This window comes from Bacillota bacterium, from assembly GCA_024653485.1.
Taxonomy (GTDB): domain Bacteria; phylum Bacillota; class SHA-98; order UBA4971; family UBA4971; genus UBA6256.
In genome coordinates this window covers 18,768-37,177 of record JANLFY010000012.1, presented here as the reverse complement: position 1 = coordinate 37,177, position 18,410 = coordinate 18,768, and the positions used below count along the sequence as shown (strand labels likewise).

Below are 18,410 nucleotides of genomic sequence, written 5' to 3'. Positions count from 1 at the left end.
TCCATTCTAACAGGGCTCGCGCTGAAACGCAAATGGCTGAGAGCCGGAGATGACGGACATCAAGGCTTCCACCATCTCCGACCTCGTTCTCGCGGCGTTCACGCGTGCTCTGGCTTGCGCCGCGCTGCGGGCCCCGCGGATGTACCACGCGGCGTGCTTTCTCATCTGAAGCACAGCGCTCCTCTCACCAAAGAGGCCGATCATGATGTCGAGGTGCCGGATGGCCATCGCGATTCGTTCGGCGAGCGACGGTGGAGCGAGCCTCTCGCCCGTCGCTAGGAACGTCGCAACTTCCTTGAAGATCCAGGGGTTGCCCAGCGCTGCCCTGCCTATCATCACGGCATCGCACCCTGTCTCGCCCAGCATGCGCGCGGCGTCATCCGCGGAACGCACGTCGCCGTTGCCGATGACCGGAATGCCGACGGCCTCTTTCACTTCCCTGATCACGCCCCAATCCGCCGCGCCTGAGTAAAACTGGTCGCGGGTTCGCCCATGGACCGCCACGGCCGCCGCTCCCGCCTCCTCCACAGCCAGCGCAAGCTCAACGGCGTTCACGTGATCTCCGTCCCATCCCTTTCTCATCTTGACGGTCACAGGAACGCGCGACGAACCAACCACCGCCGCGACGATGTCCCGGGCGAGGGGCACGTTCCTCATCAGCGCCGCACCCTCGCCGTTCTTGACTATCTTAGGTGTAGGACATCCCATGTTGATGTCGATGATCTCGGGGCGCACTCGTTCTTGAACGATCACAGCCGCTTTGGCCATGGTCTCGGGATCGCTTCCGAACAGCTGAACGGCAACCGGCCTTTCTCTCTCCGACACGCGCAGCATCTCAAAGGTTCTTTCGTTGTTGAACACGAGCGCCTTGTCTGAGATCATCTCAGTGTACACCAGCGCGCACCCCATCTCCTTCGCCAGCAAACGGTACGCGAGGTCTGTCACCCCGGCCATGGGCGCGAGTACCACGGGAATGGAGAGCCTCACGTCACCGATGCCCACCGCACGAACCCCGGTGCCGATGCCAGCGCAGGCGCCACAGGTAGTCGGGAGCTTCTCGAGCTCGAGGTCCCCTCTGTGGCTCCCGAGGAGAGCTTCCATCTGCAAGAGCAAGTCGGAAAGCCCGCTCCGCTCACGTGCGGAGATGAAAACCGCGCCGGGGTGCTCCACGCGAAGCCGCTCTCTTTCGAGCTCGCCCGGGACTAGATCGATCTTGTTGAGCGCGGTCAAAGTCGGTTTCTCCCGGAGACCGAGGTCGGCGAGGACGGCCTCCACAGCCGCGCACTGCTCGTCCTTGCCCGGATGGCTCGCGTCAACTACGTGGCAGATGATGTCGGCTTGGGCAACCTCTTCTAGCGTGGCGCGAAAGGCCGCCACGAGTTCGTGCGGGAGCTTGCGTATGAACCCAACCGTGTCCGCGAGGAGCACGGTTCTTCCTCCCGGCAATCTACATCTGCGCATCGTCGGGTCAAGCGTGGCGAAGAGCTTGTCCTCCGCCAGCACGCCGGCCCTTGTGAGCGCGTTGAAGAGCGTTGACTTGCCAGCATTGGTGTAGCCTACCAACGAAACGACAGGCAATCCCGCTTCCTTGCGGCGAGATCTCTGATATCCACGCCTCCTCGCGATCTCGTCAAGCTCACCGCGAAGAGCAGCGATGCGCCTACGTATCCGCCGCCTGTCCGTCTCCAACTTGGTCTCTCCGGGGCCGCGCGTGCCGATGCCGCCGCCCAGGCGGGACAGCTCTGTTCCCTTGCCTGCGAGCCTCGGAAGCAGGTATGAAAGCTGAGCGAGCTCCACCTGTATCTTGCCTTCCTTGCTCGCCGCCCTCGACGCGAAGATGTCGAGGATTAGACAGGTCCTGTCGATGACCTTGAGGCCTATTATGTCCTCGAGGTTGCGCTGCTGGGCGGGGCTCAGCTCATCATCAAAGATCACGAGGTCTGCGTGGGACATGATGACCGTGGCCGCGAGCTCCCGGGCCTTGCCCTCCCCTATGTACGTTCCCGGGTCGGGCCGAGCCCTCTTTTGGACGACCCTGCCCACCACCTCGGCGCCGGCCGTCGTCGCAAGCCTGCCGAGTTCATCGAGAGAGTCCTCTATCTCCCACCATCGCGCGCCGGGCAGCTCGAGCCCGACGGTTATCGCTCTCTCAACCGAATCTCTCAGACCACCATCACTCCCATGAACACGCGACAAGCCCCCAACTGGGACGGGCACGAGAGCCGGTGCCCGCGCCCTTCCAGTCAAATGCCGGCCGCCTGAGCCGGCGCGTTCCTCTCAAACAATATGCGCAGGCCTTCCAAGGTGAGGTTGGGATCCAGCACATCTATCTCGGACGAGTCTTCCGCTATGAGAGGCGCGAACCCTCCGGTGGCTATCACTCTCGGATCGCCGCCCATCTCGCGTTTCATCCTCTTCACTATCTCGTCCACGAGTCCGACCGTCCCGTATATGATCCCCGATTGCATGCTCGAGACGGTGCTTCGCCCTATGACGCTCCTGGGTTTTGTCAGCTCTACCCTGGGCAGCTTTGCCGCCCGCGCGAAGAGAGCCTCGCTCGATATGCCGATGCCGGGCGCGATGGCGCCGCCGAGGTACTCGCCGGAGGCGGATATGGCACAGAACGTCGTAGCGGTGCCGAAGTCCACCACTATCACGGGCCCTCCGTACCTTTCATACGCTGCCACGGCGTTCACGATTCGATCAGCACCTACCTCCTTCGGGTTCTCGTACCGGATGACCATGCCGGTTCTGACCCCAGGCCCGACGACAACGGGTTCACAGTGGAAATAGCGCCTTGCGAGATCCTCGAATGTGCCTATGACCGGTGGCACCACGCACGAGATGGCGACGCCGCTCACGCCGGAGAAGTCGATCTCGTGATACGAAAAGAGGTCGCGGATTAGCATGGCATATTCGTCCGCCGTCTTCTGCCGGTCCGTCGCCATGCGACAGCTGGCTATGAGACGCTCTCTTTCATACACACCCATGACGATGTTTGTGTTGCCGATGTCGAGCACGAGTATCATTTCGTCCTTCTCCCCCTCGGCCTCCGGCCTCTCCTCCGCCACTTGCCAGCCTGTTCCCGCTTCATCTCCCATTCGGTTCTCAGCCGGTCCACACCCGTTTGAGGCCAGTTCACTGCCTGTTCCAAGAAGGTGCAGACACCGTTCAGCGAACGCATGAGAGCTCCTCCGCACGGGCATCAGCCCGCCAGCCTCGCAACAGCCTGGACCAGGATGAACACCCCCATCCCGATGAAGAGAACACCTGCAGCGATTTGCAGGTATTCGGCTGGAAGGAACCTCGAGACTACGCCCCCAAAGAGCGCGCCGATGAGGCTCACGCTTGACAGCGCGAGCGAGGCCCCGAGGAAAACCGGGACGACCAGACGGTGCTGCGCCACGAGCGTGAACACCGCAAGTTGCGTCTTGTCGCCCATCTCAGCGAGGAACAGGGTCGTAAAGGTCAGCGCGAAGAGCTTCCAATCCATGCCCGGTCACATCTCCTTGAGTGAGTCAGTCCTCAACCTGCAACTTTTCTTCCGCTTCTTCTACGTGCTTGCAAGGATATCCTTCCGCGAGGTCGAATATGATGATTCATGCGCAAACGTCTCGAACTCGCTGCAGTGACATGTGGCCACTTCACGAACGACCTTTATGCTGCGTTCCTCACACCGCTCCTTCCGATGCTCGTGGCGAGGTTCGAAATGTCGCTGGCGATGGCGGGATTGCTTTCCGCGGCGTACGCCACCACGTCCTCTCTGGTGCAGCCGCTGGTCGGCCACCTCGCTGACACGTCCGGCAGCAGGGCCTTCATTGTGTTGGGACCTTTGATCACAGCGACAGCCATGTGCGCGATCGGGCTCGCTGGCAGTGAAGCGCTGCTCGTGGTCTTGCTCATCCTTGGGGGAATAGGATCCGGCATGTTTCACCCACAGGGTGCGGCCATGGCCGGTTCCATCGACCAGACCCGCAAGGGGTTCATGCTGTCGGCCTTCACGACCGCGGGAGAGCTCGGATACGCTCTGGGGCCCCTCGTCCTGCTTTCCGTTGTGAGCACTCTCGGGATTGGCCACACGTATGTCACGGCGCTTCCGGGCGTGCTCGTCTCGCTGTTCATCTATCGGTTCGCTCCGAAGGCCCCGGCGAGACGCCCCCGGACGAGAACCTCAGGGCCTCGATCGCGACGCGGGGATCGTGGGGATCCCGGTCGGGTAGGGGTGGAGACTCCGAGTTTTCATCACAGCAACGGTACTGTCGGCGACGATGCAAGCCGGGGGGAAGACGCGGCAGTCCAACTAGCCGACCGGGACCGGTCGGTGCCCGCTCGCGCCCTCGCGATGCTTTGGGTGATCGCTACGCTGCGCCTGTCGGTCTCAACGAGCTTCACGACGTTCCTGCCCATCTACCTCAAGGAGATGGGCCTTCCTCTCGTGGCGTACGGGTCCGTGGCTTCGATGTTCATGTTCGCCGGGACGGCAGGGATCATGATTGCCGGGCCAGTCGCCGATAGGGTGGGGTCGTTCAGGCTCATGACCGTGGCCTGGCTGGCGTCCTTGCCCCTCCTTCTGGGATTTCTGCACGTGAAAGGGCCCGTCTCCTACGCGCTCCTCGCCGCGGGTGGGATCATGCTCTACGCCCCTATGCCGGTCATAACCATGATCGCCCAGGATCTCGCCCCAGCAAGGGCGGGCACGGTCTCCGCCTTCATGATGGGCGTCGCTTGGGGGGCCGGGTCCCTCGGAGCGGCGGGTGTAGGGGTCATGGCAGACGCTCTCGGCATCCGCATAGCTCTTACCTTGGTCCTTGCTGTGCTGGTGGTGGCCGCAGCGCTCACTCGGGCGCTGGAAAGGCAGACGCGGATGAGCTACGGGCGGTCCCTGTCAACAGCTCACGAACCCACTTGCCGATAGGATTCACGCCTCGAGCCAGATAGTCGGCGTAGTGGGCGTGGAGGCACTTGACGCCGGCGTCACCCGACCTGCCGAGCACGCCCCCGACGCCCGAGCACGCTATGACTTTGTACTGCCGCGGATGCTCCTTGGCCAGGTGCGAAGCTTCCCCGGGAGACAACAGCGACACGCGGTAGTCTGCGTACGACCTTGCGGCATCCAGGTGAGCCTCAAAGGCCATCGGGTCGCGCGCGAGTCTCTCTTGCAGCCTCCTGACCCAGCCCCGAGCCTCGAGCTCGGACACGGCGCGCACGGCGCCGGGACACGTGAGCCAGAAGACCGTGGGAAAGGGCTCCACGCGTTCCCTCCGGTCCGTTGCGTCTCCCTTGAGCATGACGGGTTTCGTGACGATTGTCTCGGGTAGACCAAGCGGGCATCGCGTAGCCACCCTCACGAAGCCCCTCGGTTTCCTGCCCATCTGCCTTTCCACGAGCTCCTCATCGGTCATGGGGATTCCCCATCCCATCGCGTCAAAAGGGCCGGTCGCACCAGCGCACCGGCCTTCTTTCGTTCGCTTGTCCTGTTGTGATCTGCGCACGCGCCTTACGAGCGGCGCCGTGACATCACCGCGATACAGTCACGCGAGCGCCGCAATCCGGCGAGGCATGACTCAAACGCCCCCGATACGGGAGTAACGAGTTCCACGCCCGCCTCGTTTCGACTCTTGGCTCCTCTTGAGGTCTGACAGCCTTTCGTCGCTGTCCTTGAGGAATTTCGAGAGTTTCTCCTCGAAGGACTGCCGTGCGGCCGCACCCATCCTCCTACCCCGGCCGGGCTGGTAATTCGGATCGGCCTGCTTGATGGACAGCCCGATCCTGCCGTTTTCGACGGCGAGAACCTTCACCCTGACGATATCGTTCTCTTTCAAATAGTCCTTTATGTCTCGTACGTACGTGTCAGCGACTTCGGAAATGTGAACCAGTCCGGTCTGGCCCCCGGCCAGTTCGACGAAGGCCCCGAAGTGCGTGATGCCTGTCACGCGGCCCTCGACGATGCTGCCTACCTCGAGCGACGGCATACTTGGTGAACTCCCCCTCATGTTCTCCTGGTCAACGCGATACGCAACCCAAATTTTAGTCCATTATACTCTGTAAGCCCGCCGTGTGTCAATCCAAAGCAAGCCAACGGCTGCGGCATCCGCTGTGCTGCGCGGAGGGTCGCGCGTCACGCACTTCCCCCGCCGTTCAGTCGCGGATACTCTTGGGATCGGCGCCCGCCCTTTTCGCCACACCAGGGAAAGCGTCGGGATTCCCGGGCTCGGCAACTATGAACGGCACCTCTCCAGGTTTCACGAGGCCCAACTCCTCGCGGGCGACCTTTTCGACGTATTCGTCGCTGGAGAGAAACTCTATCTGCTTGCGCAGGTCGTCGCACCTGGCCTCCCAGACCGCGATCTCCTTCTCCACCACGGAGATCTGGTAATTCACCTTTACAAGCTCGAAGTACGCTCTCAAGTATAGAAACGCCACTCCGAAGACGAATAGCCCGACTAGCACCCGCCTGACGGGCTTCCACGGCGATTGGGTTGTCTTCTCTCTCGTGGCCAGGGGGACCACCCTCGCTTCCCGCGGTTCGATGACTTGACACTCATCTCATCCTTGCCGCGCGCCCCTCGCAGCCCGAGGTGTCTATTCGACGCCGTCCCGGGAAACCCTTCTGAGACCCCGATGCAGATCATGCGGTGCGAATCACGCGGTCTCTCTCAGCTCCTCCTTCGCGGGTGGTGCAACATTCTGTGAGCAATTCTACTCGCCAAGCGTCCCCGTGCAACGTGCTTCCGCACCATCGCCGCGGTCCGCCGCAACCTGAAGGAAGCTTCACGCACTCCTAAACTCGCCTGTCTTCTCAGACTCCGGCACGCTTCCACCATCGACACCGCGCCCCCTATGACGCGGTGCCCCAGTACAGCCCTGTACCCGGCGAAACCCGCCCCAAAGCCGAGGAACATGAAGAACCTCACCTCGCCCCAGCAGGTGGCAAGGAGGAATGTGAATGCGACCGTTGCGGCGAATAGCGAAAACAGGATGTCGCCCACGGCGGTCAAGACCGGACCCAACCCGAACACGCATCTTGCCACGCGGTACAGGTCGAAAGACATGCCGACGATCACACCTGTCAGCACGGTCACGAGGAGTGTGAACGCCTGCGACCCGACCGGTTCGATCACTTCAACAACCGCCCCAGGAAGCTCCTAGCCTTCTTCCCCACTTCCTCGGCGTACTCCAAACCTGCCAGGAAGCCCTCGATGGTGAGGTTTCCTTCGTCGAGGTTGAGCTGCTTGATGTGAAACTCCCTGCCTCTCAGCATGAGCATTCCTGCTGTGGTTTCAAGGACGACCTCCTGGTCATCGAAGCTCTCCACATTGCTGACGCCGTCCACCGTGATGGTCTCACGCTCGGTGACGACCACCTTGTGCTGTGACGGCGCAGTTGTTATCCGCCTCTTCTCGTCAACCATCCACGTTCCCCCCCAACGTTTCGGATGCCGCCGCCACACGTAGGTCCAACATCGATTGCCGCTCACCCACGAGGCCCACACCTGGGCAGCTATTCCCATCCACGGTACCCGTCGCGCCCTTCGCTGCCCGGTTCCCTTGATGAATGGTTATGCCAGTCCCCATAAAAAAAGACCCACCTGAATGCGCAGGCAGGTCTGGCGTCCATTCCTCGAACTGGAGGCCCCAGTTCTTTCCCCGATCAGAACGCGCGAGGCACGGCACATCAGATCCTCGTACCGCCCAAGCCACCTACCCCTTCGCGTCCGCGCCGGATGGAGCCTTGGTCTTTGCCTCCTCCCACAGTGAATCCATCTCGTCTAGAGTCATGTCTTCCACTCGGCGTTTTGCCTCGCACGCCCGCATCTCGATGTGCTTGAACCGGGAGATGAACTTGTCCACCGTGCGGCCCAGCGCTATCTCCGGGTCCACTTTCAGGAATCTCGCGACGTTCACCAGGGCGAAGAGCACGTCGCCAACCTCTTCGGCCACCCTTGCTCTATCATCGGTCCGCCGTGCCTCTTCCAGCTCGTCCATTTCCTCACGGACCTTCGCGAGTGCCCCGCTCACGTCCGGCCAGTCGAAGCCGACCCTTGACGCCTTCGATTGGACCTTGAGTGCCCTCATTAGGGCGGGCATGGCTCCGGCAATGTTGTCGAGGATCGATCCCTCGCCGCTCTCGTCTTTTCTCTCCCTCTGTTTTATCCTCTCCCAGTTGCGAAGGACGGTCTTGCTGTCCTTCGCTTCCACGTCCCCGAATACGTGCGGGTGGCGTCGGATGAGCTTCTCCACAACGCCTCGTATGACGTCGGCTACGTCAAACCGCCCGGACTCGCTCGCTATTTGAGAATGAAACGCCACTTGAAGGAGCAGGTCCCCGAGCTCCTCGCAAAGCTCGTCGTCGTCGCGATCGTCGATGGCCTGGACGACCTCGTAGGCCTCTTCGACCACGTAGCTCCTGAGGGATTCGTGGGTCTGCTTGCGATCCCAGGGACATCCACCCTCGCCCCGGAGCCTTCGCATGATCGCGACCAGCGGGGCCAAGGAATACTCGTCGTGCGCCGCGTCCGACGAACCCCTGTTCCGCTCTTGCCCTGTCTGTCCTTTCTCGGTCCGTTCTTCTCCTGTCTGCTTCATCGACATGCCCTGCACCTTCCCAAGGACTCCGCTGCAGACCCCGTTCGCCGTGTCGCCCTCGTCGCCCTGGCCGACCCCGCCGCCGTCATCGCGGGCATCTTCGCGGGTGGCATTCTGCACGGCGTCCCACCTGGGCAAACGAGGCGCTGCAGCCCGCTTCGTGGCTAACGACGGAGCAGCTTTAGCTTTCGCAGGACTTGCGCGATGTGTCTGCCGCCGGGAAACACCTCGATCTCGTGCCGCCCGACTACTCCGGTGGCAAGAAGCGCCAGCCCGTACACTACAACAGCCACGCCTATTGCGACCAATGATCCAAGGACGTTGCTCCCCGTCGCGCTGTAGAATCCCCCATACGCGGCGCGCGCCGACACAGCCATGGCTATGACGCCCACCGCGGGTTTCACCACGGTGTTCATGACATCAACGCTCAAACCGAGCATCCGCACGAGCGCCGCCACATTGAGAAGACCTGCGACGGCAAACGCTGCCACGGTGCCAAGAGCCGCGCCCCTGATGCCGTACGCGGGCATGCCTGTGAGCGCGAAGCTCACCACCAGCTTGGCCACGGCCCCTTTCGCAAGGTTACGCACCGGCACGGTAACCTCTCCAAGGCCTTGAAGGATGCCCGAGGTGATCTGTTGCAGCGCGAGGAATACAGTGCCGAAGGCAAGCGCGCGCAGAGGCACTTCCACCTCTGCCGGCCATCTCAGCATGAGCGAGAACTCCCTGGCGAATATGAACAGCCCGACGGCCGATGGTAGCGCGAACAGGAACCCAAGCCTGATGGCTTCCTCGGCTCTTCCAGATAGAGTGCCCCTGTCACGTCGAGCGAGAGCCTCTGAGATCGCCGGCACGGCGCTCGCCGCCACCGCAGCCGTAACCAAGGTGGGGAAGTACATGAGCGGTTGGGCCATCCCGGTGAGCCGCCCGAAGAGTCTCGTGGTGTCTTCCGGCGTGAACCCGGCGTCAGCGAGGCGCATTGGCACGATGGCTATGTCGAGAACCTGCATGAGGGGCATTATCGCTGCCGCTAACACTACTGGCAGCGAAAGAGAGAAGATGCGTCTCGTGACAGCCAGTGTTGACTCGGTGTAGTCCGCCTCGGCTCCCTGCGGACCCTTGTCATTGCCTCTGGCTCTCGAACTCGCCGTGCGAAGCTCAGCAAGCATCGTGCCGAGCCGCGGCCACGTTACGCGCCAGGACCCGGGAACGTGCTGAGTTCTGAAGTAGGTCACGAGCAGCACCACGAACCCCGCCGCGCCCCCAATCACAGCACCCAGGTTCGCCCCGGCCGCCGAGAACTCCACACCAGCCGGCAAGAGGACGCACGCAAGGGCGACCATCGTCGATACACGCACGAGCTGCTCGGTCACCTGTGAAACCGCGCTGGGCCCCATGTTCTGTAGCCCCTGGAAATACCCTCTGAACGCGGACGTCACAGACAGTATGAGCACCGCGGGAGAAACCGCCATTATGGCAAGAGCTGCCCGCGCGTCGCGGGCCACGTACCTGGCAATAGGACCCGCTCCGAGAGCGAGGGCGACTGAGAAGAACGTGCCCGTCAAGAGCAGAATGCCCGTCGCGACTCTGAGGATCCTCAAGGCTCCCGTAGGATTGTTTCGCGCCGTTTGCTCCGCAACGAGTTTGGAGACCGCTACCGGGACGCCTGCTGTCGAGACCACCAAAAATACCCCATAGACCGGATAAGCCATTTGGTACAGGCCGACGCCCTCGTCCCCAATGAGCGTGGGCAGGGCGATCCGGGAGACCGCGCCGAGGAACCTGTTGACCAGGCCCGCCGCAGCGAGGATCGCCGCTCCCCTCACGAGAGACCTCCCCGTCATCTACTCACGCCTTTCACGTCCCCGCCTTGCGGGGTCCCGTATTCCGGCCCCTTCCCGTGGCGCGGCCCGACTGGATTCTCGTCAGCCCCTTCAGGCACCGCGGACGGTCCGGTAGCAGAGCCGACGTCCGGAGGCCGCTGGACGGAAGATGCACGAGCCAATTGTACTACAGGGCCGACCTGCAGGCAACATGCGCCCGTCTCGCCGTTTCGCGCGGCATCCTCCTCGCACGAGCAGGCAGCGAGCCTTCTCGGCTCACTGCCTGCTGCTATCGGCACGGCATTCGCTGGCTTGCGTCGCGTCACCCCCGTAAGCGGCCCTCAGGCGCTCTCCACGCCGCCCGCCACCACATCCACCTGCACGGAGATGGCGTCCCTTCCGCCACAACCGCCGCCAATTATCGCCATTCTGCTACCCAGTAGACCCGCTAGTCAACTTCTCACTGTTCCATCTGCTTCGCCAGGAACCCTGCGGCCGTCTCGGCCAGCTTCAGTTCCAAGTCTCCCATCTTGACGTTGGGATCCATCGACGACAGTATCACAGCCCCTATGGGATCGCCCTCCGCTATGATCGGCGCTATCACCTCGCTGGAAAACTTGCAGTCTCTGGCATCTTCAACAACGGGGCAAGTCTCGCAGTACTCGTGCTTTCCGGGCTCGTTGATCACGATGGCTCTGCGGGTCTCCATGGCCTTCTCGACTGCCGGGGACACTCGCTTGTCCATGAACTGCTTCTTCGGCCCACCGGCCACCGCTATGATGGCATCACGATCTGCGATGCACGCTATGTGTCCCGTGGACTCATACAACGAATCCGCGTACTCCTTGGCGAAATCGCCGAGTTCTCCGATGGGCGAGTACTTCTTGAGGATGACCTCACCCTCACGGTCAACGAAGATCTCGAGCGGGTCGCCTTCGCGAATCCGTAGCGTTCTTCTGATCTCTTTGGGTATGACCACCCTTCCGAGATCGTCAATGCGTCTTACAATGCCCGTGGCCTTCACCGTTGTCCCTCCTCTCAAGTCAAGATAATCTCGTTTGATCTACGTGTTCATCCATAGACTATTACTCTAATGACAATTTTATTCAGTTTTGCCACATACTCGTCGACCGTTTCAAGCCCGCAGCCTGCAACGCGACGTCACCGCGTCCCGCCAGGCGCCGCGCACTGCCCAAGCCTTGCGCCTTCTCTGCTTTCCAACCCCGGTCTCGCAGAGTATATGGTAACCAACTACGCAACAAACATGCAGAGCTACCCGGCTGAGGCTGTGAGACGCCCATGTCCGCTATCCAATGGACGTCGCACGACCACCGAGTTTCCCGCCTCCGGAAAGACCGCGCTTTCCTTGGTCGTACTGTCGGCGCGCCTCCCACGCCTCCGGAGAACGGGCCTGAACGAGATGGAGCGTGTCTTCTATGACTCGCAGAAGATCCCCGTCGGACAGACCTGAACGCCTGATTCGTAGGGACGGGCTCTTGCCGAAGTTCGCGTAAACCCTGCCCCTGTTGGCCCTGACGGCCTCCATGACCTGGTCCTGGGAAACCTTCGCCCCGGGCAGCAGCTTCACGACCACCTGGTCTCGCTCGGACGCCACCTGGGCCACCCCCATTTCCCTCGAGATGGCCCGGATGCGTGCGATGGTGAGCAGGTTTCGGCACGGCTCCGGTGCGGGGCCGAACCTGTCCTCGATCTCCTCTTCGAGATCGCGAATGTCCTCCACTGTCCTTGCAGCGTTGATCTTCTTGTACATCTCGATCTTCAACCTCGGATCGGCGAGATAATCTTCCCCGATGAAAGCGCTCACGCCGAGGTCTATGACGGGCTCCGCCTTCTCCTCCTTGGCGGGCCTGCCGCGAAGCTCCCTCACGGCCTCTTCCACTAACCGCGAGTAGAGCTCGAAGCCCACGGCTGCTATGTGGCCGTGTTGCTCCGCTCCTAGAAGGTTTCCAGCCCCTCTGATCTCCAGATCGCGCATGGCTATCTTGAAGCCCGACCCGAAGTCTGTGAACTCCTTGATTGCCGACAGCCTCTTCTCCGCGACCTCGGAGAGCACGCCATTCCTATGGTACATGAAATATGCGTACGCCACTCTGTTGCTGCGTCCCACTCGGCCGCGCAACTGGTACAACTGGGCGAGTCCGAGCGTATCCGCATCGGTCACTATGAGCGTGTTCACGTTGGCTATGTCGAGCCCGTTCTCGATGATGGTCGTGGCAACCAACACGTCGTACTCGTGGTCGAGGAACCTGAGCATGACTTCCTCGAGCCTGTCCTCTGGCATCTGGCCGTGGGCCACCGCTATCCTGGCCTCAGGAACGAGGCGGGATAGGAACACCGCCACGGAGTCTATGGTCTGCACACGATTGTGCACGTAGTATACTTGTCCGCCCCTGGCCAGCTCACGAACGATGGCCTCACGGATCACCGCGTCATCGTGCTCCATCACATAGGTCCGTACGGGGAACCTGTCCTCAGGGGGGGTTTCGATGATGCTCATGTCGCGGACGCCGGTGAGCGCCATGTGAAGCGTTCTTGGAATAGGGGTCGCCGTCAGTGTAAGAACGTCGACCGTCTTCCTCAGTTCCTTCAGGAATTCCTTGTGTGCGACCCCGAACCTTTGCTCCTCGTCCACGACCACGAGCCCGAGATCTTTGAACTTGACGTCAGGCTGAAGCAGCCTATGGGTGCCAATGACAATGTCCAAGGACCCCCTCCTCAAGTCCCTCAAGATCTCTCGCTGTTCCGACTCAGATTGGAACCTTGAGAGAGCAGCGATCTTTACGGGGTAGCCCGCAAATCTGTCCTTGAACGTAGTGAAGTGCTGCTGCGCCAGGATCGTGGTCGGCACGAGCACTGCCACTTGCTTGGAGTCCATGACCGCTTTGAACGCTGCCCTGATCGCCACCTCGGTCTTGCCGTAACCCACGTCTCCACACAGCAGTCGATCCATTGGCCTCGGCCTCTCCATGTCCGCCTTCACTTCTGCCACGGCGTTCAGCTGATCAGGAGTCTCTTCGTACGGGAACGCGTCCTCGAACTCTCTCTGCCAAGGCGTGTCAGCGCTGAAGGCGTGACCTTGTATGGCTTCGCGCGCGGCGTACAGCTCGAGGAGACCCCTGGCCATGTCCCGGACGGACTCCTTCACCCTGGCCTTCACCTTGCTCCACTCTGTTCCTCCGAGCTTGTAGAGCCTGGGCGGCGACTCCTCCGGACCGACGTACTTCTGCAGCAGGCCGATCTGGTCCGTGGGCACGTACAGTTTGTCCTCGCCCGCGTACTGGATCAACAGGTAGTCGCGCTTCGCCCCGGCCGCCTCGAGCGTCTTGACTCCCATGTACCTCCCAATGCCGTGAGCCACGTGTACCACATAGTCCCCGGGTCGCAGTTCCGTGAACGCTGCGAGCCGCGATCCGGGGGTTTGAGCCGGCTGAGACAGCCTGCGTCTGTGCTTCTCCGCTCCGTACAGCTCGACGTCTGTGAGCACCACCAGGCGCAGCGACGGAAACTCGAAACCGCTCTCGAGAGACCCCACGGTCACGACGACGTTTCCGGGCTTGACCTCCTCGGCAATGGACTGCACGTACGTGACCTCGATACCGTTCTCCGACATGACCTCGCGGAACCTTCGCGCCCTGTCTTCGGTGGTGACCACGACGACTACCCGGTGGTTCTTCCTGCGCCATGCCTTGAGATCCCTGACCAACAAGTCGAACTTGCCATGATAAGGACTTGCCGGCTTGCCTGAGAACGACCTGACCCTGTCGGTGTGAGTGAGATCCACACCCCTGGCGAGCAGCACGAACTCCACGCGCTGTCTGCGATGGAGGCAAGCCATCGCCTCCTCTGAGGAACAGAAGAGCGAAGCCTCCGTCGGGAGCACCCTCCCGGTCTCCAGGAGCGTGCTGTACGCCTCACGCACCTCCGTCTCGAAACCGAGGAAGGCCTCTTTCAGGCGGGCAGGTTCGTCCACGACCACCAAGGGATCGGCGGCATAGTCGATTATGGTCCCAAGTCCGTCGTAGAAGGCCGGAGCATACTGATGATCGCCGTCGAAGTAGAGTTGTTCGCGGAACTTCTCCAGGGCCGTGTCCGCGCGCACCCCCAGCGCTCTCGCCTCCTCCACGCGCCCTAACCCCTCCAGCCGCCTGCGCTGGGAAGAAACCTGCGCCTCGAGCCGGGCCAACCCTGCCTCGCGCACGTCCGGTGAGATGAGGAACTCGCGGGCTGGGGCGACGACCGCGTGCGTGACTCCTTGGTTCGACCGCTGGCTCTCGAGATCGAACTCCCTTATCGAGTCGATCTCGTCGTCAAAGAACTCTATCCGCAGAGGCGACGCACTATCCGGAGGGAAGACGTCGAGTATGTCTCCCCTAGTGGCGAACTGCCCGCGCCTCTCCACGAGCTCCGCTCTCTCATACCCCATGGACGCAAGACGCGACGCCAGACGGTCTCGATCGTGCCTCTCGCCGGGCTTGAGAGCGAACGCGAACTCTGAGAAGACCCGTGCTGGAACGAGCTTTCTCGCGAAGGCCCTAGCCGTCACGACCACCAGAGCCCGCCTGCCCCTTACGAGGCGCGCCTCAACCGCGATTCTCTGGGCGATCAGTTCGGCGTTCTCAGCTGCCTCTTCGTGCGGCCACAGCTCGAGCGCGGGGAACGTGAGGACTTCTCCTGGAGACAACAGCGTGGCAAGATCCCCTGAGAGCTTTTCCGCCTGCTGCGGGCTGTATGTGACCACGATGAAAGGACGAACCGGACAGCTCCGGTACAGCGCAGCAAGGACATAGCTTTTCATGGACCCCGTGAGGCCCAGCACTACCTGGGACGGCATCCCTCTCTCCAGGCTGGAAGACGTGGTCTCGAACTCCGGGGACTCCATGAGCACTGAGAGAAAGCTGTTCAAAAGGCACTCCTCCTGGGATTTGGGATCGGCTTTCATAGCCGGCAGTCGCGCTGGACCCGGTCATCCCATTAAGCTCGGAACGGGTCCGCTGGAACCTGCCGTCGGCTGTGAGTTGCAACGGAGCCCAGCCCGGGGTCGCGAGCTTCCGCACACGCCCATGCCGAAAAGGGCTTTAGCCCAAGGCACCCCGTGTACACCCGTCTAAAGCCCTACTTGACGCCGGCGTTTTCTCGTGCCGCCTTGCGTTTCATTATATTACCCGTCGCGAAACCAAGTCAATCTTAGGTTTATGGCTGCCACCGCCTGCTCGCTCCCGTCAGCACGACCATTCCGACGTTCCATAAGGCATGCACGGCGGACGCGACCATCACTGCAAGAAGCGGCTCCCCCGTTCGAACGAGCACCTCGCGAGCAACGATCCCGAGCGCGGAATGGCTCAGAAGGCTCATGGTCCCCGCAGCAAGCCCGGATGCCCTGTTCTCGCCAGAAGCGCGTCGTCCCCAAGCATCGTACACCGCTTCCACTGCGCCAAAGCCGAGATGCGCCAGGACCACCGGTGCCCCTACAGCCAGCGCGAAGCCAGTCTTGGCAGCCTCCTCGATGCCCGGACCAAGCACGAACGCCACGAGCGGCCCGGGTCGGCCTCCACGCGACGCCGCCCTGTTGAACACGAAAGCGACCCCCGACGATAGAGCGGAGGCCACTAGAAACCGGAGCGCTACAGAGAGCAAAGCCCGCCAGTCATCCCTTCGTGCCGTCGAGTCGTCTTCCCGAATCCACGGCTGGTTCCACTAAGATCTGCGCCGCAATTGCGCGGTCTACCGCCACACGCGTGTTGTCGGTCTCCAACACGAATACCGGAAACGTCAGGTTCACCCTGACCTCGCTTCCCGGAAGCACTGCCATGGCAAGGAGTTTCTGAAGGAGGGGGGCGCTCGCGCTGTTGACCCGCACCACCCGTCCTCGGTCGCCCGCGTTGAGCGCCGCAAGGGGACGCGTGGACTGGCCACGCTCTTGACTTATTGTGTCGCGCCGGACGCGGATTATCCGCGCGCCTCCGCTCGCAACGCTCATCATACTACGGCACCAATCTCCGTCAGGACTAGGTTGAGAAGGTAGCCCGTGCCGAAGGCGACCGCCAACGCTAAGGCGGTGATGGCGAGCGCGGTTCTCCAGCCTCGTTCCTTCCACATCATCGCGAACTGCGCGACACACGGGACGAACAACGTGAGGGCAACCGACGCCACAACGAGCTGCTGGTCGGTGAGCTTCCCGGACCTCGCAAGGTCATACAGCCCCGCAGCTCCGTAGTCTCGCCGTAAGAAACCGAAAAGGAAGGAGAACGCCGCCTCCGGCGGCAGGCCGATGAGCGTCACCGGAACCTCCAACCCCTTCAGCACAAGTTGGAAGAGGCCCGTCATCCTGCCGACCCAGATGACGAGGCTCGCCCCCAGGAAGAGCGGCATCACCTCGGCGAAGTACCATCTCATGCGGGCGAACGTCTTTGCGAGCACATTCGACACCACCGGCACGCGGAGGGGCGGCACCTCCATGTAGAATACCGGCCGCTCGCCCGGGAGAAACCGCGAGGCCGCGCCCCCCGCCACGAGAAACACCGTGCCAACCACCCCCACCCACAGCAGCACCGCCCGCGGCCTCGTCGAGAGCATTCCCAAGGTCACACCGAGCTGTGCGGAGCACGGCACGGCGAGCGCCAGGAGCAGCGTGGCTACGGTCCGTTCCCGCCTGGTCTCGAGGGTCCGTGTCACCATCGTAGCCATCGTTCCGCAGCCGAAGCCGAGAGTTATGGGGATCACCGCCCTACCGCTCAGTCCTATCAGCTTGAAGGCTCTGTCCACCATGAGTGCGATCCTCGGCAGGTAACCGGTGTCCTCGAGGATCGAAAACACCAAGAAGAACGTGCCGACCACCGGCAGCACGATGGCCACCGAGTACCGCAAGCCGAGCGTGATGAGGCCGTAATCACCGGCAAGAAGCTCTCTCAGGGCCGCGTTGCCTACGTGCCGCGCCACGAGGGCGTTCACGAAGGGATTCACGACCTCGCCGAACACGCACCTCTCTAGAAAGTCCACCAGCGTACCGGCTCCGAACACTCCCACCAACCGGTACAGCCCCAAGTAGAGCACGACGAGGAGCAACGGGATCGCGGTCGGCGGGAACAGCGTCACGAAGTCCAGAGCCTGTGCGGCATAGCCAACGCGTCGGGAGCCCTCTGTGGTCACCCGCCTGGCGATGAGGTCCGCCCGCTCCTGGCGTTCGAGGCCGATCAAGTAGGACAAGGGCATGTCAGCGAGCCTCGCCGTCGACTCCACGATCCTGCGGATCCGATCGTGACGCTCGCCTCCTTCAGTCCTGCGTACCAGAGCGTGCACGTCCTTGTCATCCGAGAGGAGCAGGAGGGCGATAGCCCTCTTCGACATGCGGTAGCGCCCCCGGAGCACGCCCTCGATCTCCCGTGCGGCGCGCTCTATGTGGTCCACGAAGCGTCCCGACGCGTGCGCCTGCGATACTGGAGACACCCTGGACACACGCCACCACCCTGTCCTTGAGAGCCTCTATCCCGAGCCCGCGCGTGAGCACCGTGCCGACCACGGCCACGCCCAGCTCCTGTTCGAGGCGTGGGATGTCTATTCTTATCCCTATGCGCTCTGCCTCGTCCAATATGTTGACGTCGACCAGCAGCGGAAACCCCGCTTCGATGAGTTGCAGCGTGAGGGGGAGCATCCGTCGGAGGTTTCGCGCGTCCACGACGTGCACAACCACGTCGATGTCCTCTTCGAGGAGAAGCAACAGCGTCACCCGCTCCTCCTCTGTGATGGGCACGAGGGAGTACGCGCCGGGGGTATCTATGACCTCGAACGGGACTCCGCGAATCTTTGCGAGACCGCGCGAGACGTCCACAGTGGTCCCTGGATAGTTGGAGACGGTGGCGTAAGCGCCTGTCAGCACGTTGAAGAGCACGCTCTTGCCTACGTTGGGCGTCCCGACGACAGCAAGCTTCCTACGGCGCACTGAGCACGTCGCCTCCTGGAGCAGGTTGGGATATGTTATGCGTAG

Annotated in this window: 18 protein-coding genes and 1 pseudogene; 1 reads left to right on the top strand and 18 read right to left on the bottom strand. The window is 62.2% G+C overall.

The genetic code is table 11. The annotated features are described in order from the left end of the window. Nucleotides 1-6: 6 nt before the first annotated feature. The 4 genes and pseudogenes from dusB to NUW12_10030 all read right to left on the bottom strand — a co-directional run bounded on the left by dusB (nucleotide 7) and on the right by NUW12_10030 (nucleotide 3,493). Entirely contained in the window at nucleotides 7-1,002 is a 996-nt protein-coding gene (gene dusB / locus NUW12_10045; GenBank protein MCR4403098.1) for a tRNA dihydrouridine synthase DusB, read from the bottom strand. Between the two features lie 102 nt (nucleotides 1,003-1,104). Next, nucleotides 1,105-2,217: pseudogene (hflX, locus tag NUW12_10040) on the bottom strand (GTPase HflX). A 26-nt stretch (nucleotides 2,218-2,243) separates the two neighbouring features. After that, complete coding sequence (locus NUW12_10035; protein ID MCR4403097.1) at nucleotides 2,244-3,029, bottom strand: type III pantothenate kinase; 786 nt, start codon at nucleotides 3,027-3,029, stop codon at nucleotides 2,244-2,246. Nucleotides 3,030-3,205: 176 nt separating this feature from the next. Beyond that, on the bottom strand, nucleotides 3,206-3,493 hold the full coding sequence (locus tag NUW12_10030) for a TMEM165/GDT1 family protein (GenBank protein MCR4403096.1): 288 nt from the start codon (nucleotides 3,491-3,493) through the stop codon (nucleotides 3,206-3,208). A 108-nt stretch (nucleotides 3,494-3,601) separates the two neighbouring features. Between NUW12_10030 and NUW12_10025 the strand changes: the two genes are divergently transcribed. Next, on the top strand, nucleotides 3,602-4,915 hold the full coding sequence (locus NUW12_10025; GenBank protein MCR4403095.1) for an MFS transporter: 1,314 nt from the start codon (nucleotides 3,602-3,604) through the stop codon (nucleotides 4,913-4,915). On the opposite strand, the gene NUW12_10020 is transcribed toward NUW12_10025, so the two are convergent. The 14 genes from NUW12_10020 to NUW12_09955 form a co-directional block, all read right to left on the bottom strand. Continuing rightward, nucleotides 4,836-5,402 carry a DUF501 domain-containing protein gene (locus NUW12_10020; protein MCR4403094.1) on the bottom strand — a complete coding sequence of 189 codons (567 nt, stop codon included), beginning with the start codon at nucleotides 5,400-5,402 and terminating at the stop codon, nucleotides 4,836-4,838. The genes NUW12_10025 and NUW12_10020 overlap by 80 nt on opposite strands. 162 nt (nucleotides 5,403-5,564) lie before the next feature. Next, on the bottom strand, nucleotides 5,565-5,972 hold the full coding sequence (locus tag NUW12_10015) for a S1 RNA-binding domain-containing protein (GenBank protein MCR4403093.1): 408 nt from the start codon (nucleotides 5,970-5,972) through the stop codon (nucleotides 5,565-5,567). Nucleotides 5,973-6,138: 166 nt separating this feature from the next. Next, a complete protein-coding gene (locus NUW12_10010) occupies nucleotides 6,139-6,450 on the bottom strand; it encodes a septum formation initiator family protein (GenBank protein ID MCR4403092.1) in 312 nt (103 codons plus the stop codon). A gap of 206 nt (nucleotides 6,451-6,656) precedes the next feature. Beyond that, nucleotides 6,657-7,121: a spore cortex biosynthesis protein YabQ gene (locus NUW12_10005; GenBank protein ID MCR4403091.1), complete on the bottom strand. Its 465-nt coding sequence runs from the start codon at nucleotides 7,119-7,121 to the stop codon at nucleotides 6,657-6,659. Further along, nucleotides 7,118-7,411: a sporulation protein YabP gene (yabP, locus tag NUW12_10000; protein MCR4403090.1), complete on the bottom strand. Its 294-nt coding sequence runs from the start codon at nucleotides 7,409-7,411 to the stop codon at nucleotides 7,118-7,120. Before yabP ends, NUW12_10005 begins: the two co-directional genes overlap by 4 nt. Beyond that, a complete protein-coding gene (locus NUW12_09995) occupies nucleotides 7,404-7,574 on the bottom strand; it encodes a hypothetical protein (protein ID MCR4403089.1) in 171 nt (56 codons plus the stop codon). The genes yabP and NUW12_09995 overlap by 8 nt, the downstream gene beginning before the upstream one ends. A gap of 126 nt (nucleotides 7,575-7,700) precedes the next feature. Beyond that, nucleotides 7,701-8,705: a nucleoside triphosphate pyrophosphohydrolase gene (gene mazG, locus NUW12_09990; GenBank protein ID MCR4403088.1), complete on the bottom strand. Its 1,005-nt coding sequence runs from the start codon at nucleotides 8,703-8,705 to the stop codon at nucleotides 7,701-7,703. Nucleotides 8,706-8,749: 44 nt separating this feature from the next. Next, a complete protein-coding gene (locus tag NUW12_09985) occupies nucleotides 8,750-10,429 on the bottom strand; it encodes a polysaccharide biosynthesis protein (GenBank protein ID MCR4403087.1) in 1,680 nt (559 codons plus the stop codon). A gap of 439 nt (nucleotides 10,430-10,868) precedes the next feature. Further along, nucleotides 10,869-11,432 carry a stage V sporulation protein T gene (gene spoVT, locus NUW12_09980; GenBank protein MCR4403086.1) on the bottom strand — a complete coding sequence of 188 codons (564 nt, stop codon included), beginning with the start codon at nucleotides 11,430-11,432 and terminating at the stop codon, nucleotides 10,869-10,871. Nucleotides 11,433-11,714: 282 nt separating this feature from the next. Beyond that, the gene (gene mfd / locus NUW12_09975; GenBank protein ID MCR4403085.1) at nucleotides 11,715-15,332 is read right to left on the bottom strand and encodes a transcription-repair coupling factor; all 3,618 of its coding nucleotides are present in this window, start codon (nucleotides 15,330-15,332) and stop codon (nucleotides 11,715-11,717) included. Between the two features lie 287 nt (nucleotides 15,333-15,619). Further along, nucleotides 15,620-16,063: a hypothetical protein gene (locus NUW12_09970; protein MCR4403084.1), complete on the bottom strand. Its 444-nt coding sequence runs from the start codon at nucleotides 16,061-16,063 to the stop codon at nucleotides 15,620-15,622. A gap of 10 nt (nucleotides 16,064-16,073) precedes the next feature. Then, nucleotides 16,074-16,409: a ferrous iron transport protein A gene (locus tag NUW12_09965; GenBank protein MCR4403083.1), complete on the bottom strand. Its 336-nt coding sequence runs from the start codon at nucleotides 16,407-16,409 to the stop codon at nucleotides 16,074-16,076. Next, the gene (locus NUW12_09960) at nucleotides 16,406-17,773 is read right to left on the bottom strand and encodes a ferrous iron transporter B (protein ID MCR4403082.1); all 1,368 of its coding nucleotides are present in this window, start codon (nucleotides 17,771-17,773) and stop codon (nucleotides 16,406-16,408) included. Before NUW12_09960 ends, NUW12_09965 begins: the two co-directional genes overlap by 4 nt. Continuing rightward, nucleotides 17,733-18,365 (bottom strand): 50S ribosome-binding GTPase, encoded by a 633-nt coding sequence (locus NUW12_09955; GenBank protein ID MCR4403081.1) that lies wholly within the window; start codon nucleotides 18,363-18,365, stop codon nucleotides 17,733-17,735. The genes NUW12_09960 and NUW12_09955 overlap by 41 nt, the downstream gene beginning before the upstream one ends. Nucleotides 18,366-18,410: the final 45 nt, after the last annotated feature.

Coding starts and splice junctions, on each gene's coding strand:
- NUW12_10035 (MCR4403097.1), bottom strand. CDS start 3,029: ATGATACTCGTGCTCGACATCGGCAACACAAACATCGTCATGGGTGTG.
- NUW12_10030 (MCR4403096.1), bottom strand. CDS start 3,493: ATGGATTGGAAGCTCTTCGCGCTGACCTTTACGACCCTGTTCCTCGCT.
- NUW12_10025 (MCR4403095.1), top strand. CDS start 3,602: ATGCGCAAACGTCTCGAACTCGCTGCAGTGACATGTGGCCACTTCACG.
- NUW12_10020 (MCR4403094.1), bottom strand. CDS start 5,402: ATGACCGATGAGGAGCTCGTGGAAAGGCAGATGGGCAGGAAACCGAGG.
- NUW12_10015 (MCR4403093.1), bottom strand. CDS start 5,972: ATGCCGTCGCTCGAGGTAGGCAGCATCGTCGAGGGCCGCGTGACAGGC.
- yabP (MCR4403090.1), bottom strand. CDS start 7,411: ATGGTTGACGAGAAGAGGCGGATAACAACTGCGCCGTCACAGCACAAG.
- NUW12_09995 (MCR4403089.1), bottom strand. CDS start 7,574: ATGGGGACTGGCATAACCATTCATCAAGGGAACCGGGCAGCGAAGGGC.
- NUW12_09985 (MCR4403087.1), bottom strand. CDS start 10,429: ATGACGGGGAGGTCTCTCGTGAGGGGAGCGGCGATCCTCGCTGCGGCG.
- NUW12_09965 (MCR4403083.1), bottom strand. CDS start 16,409: ATGATGAGCGTTGCGAGCGGAGGCGCGCGGATAATCCGCGTCCGGCGC.
- NUW12_09960 (MCR4403082.1), bottom strand. CDS start 17,773: ATGTCGAAGAGGGCTATCGCCCTCCTGCTCCTCTCGGATGACAAGGAC.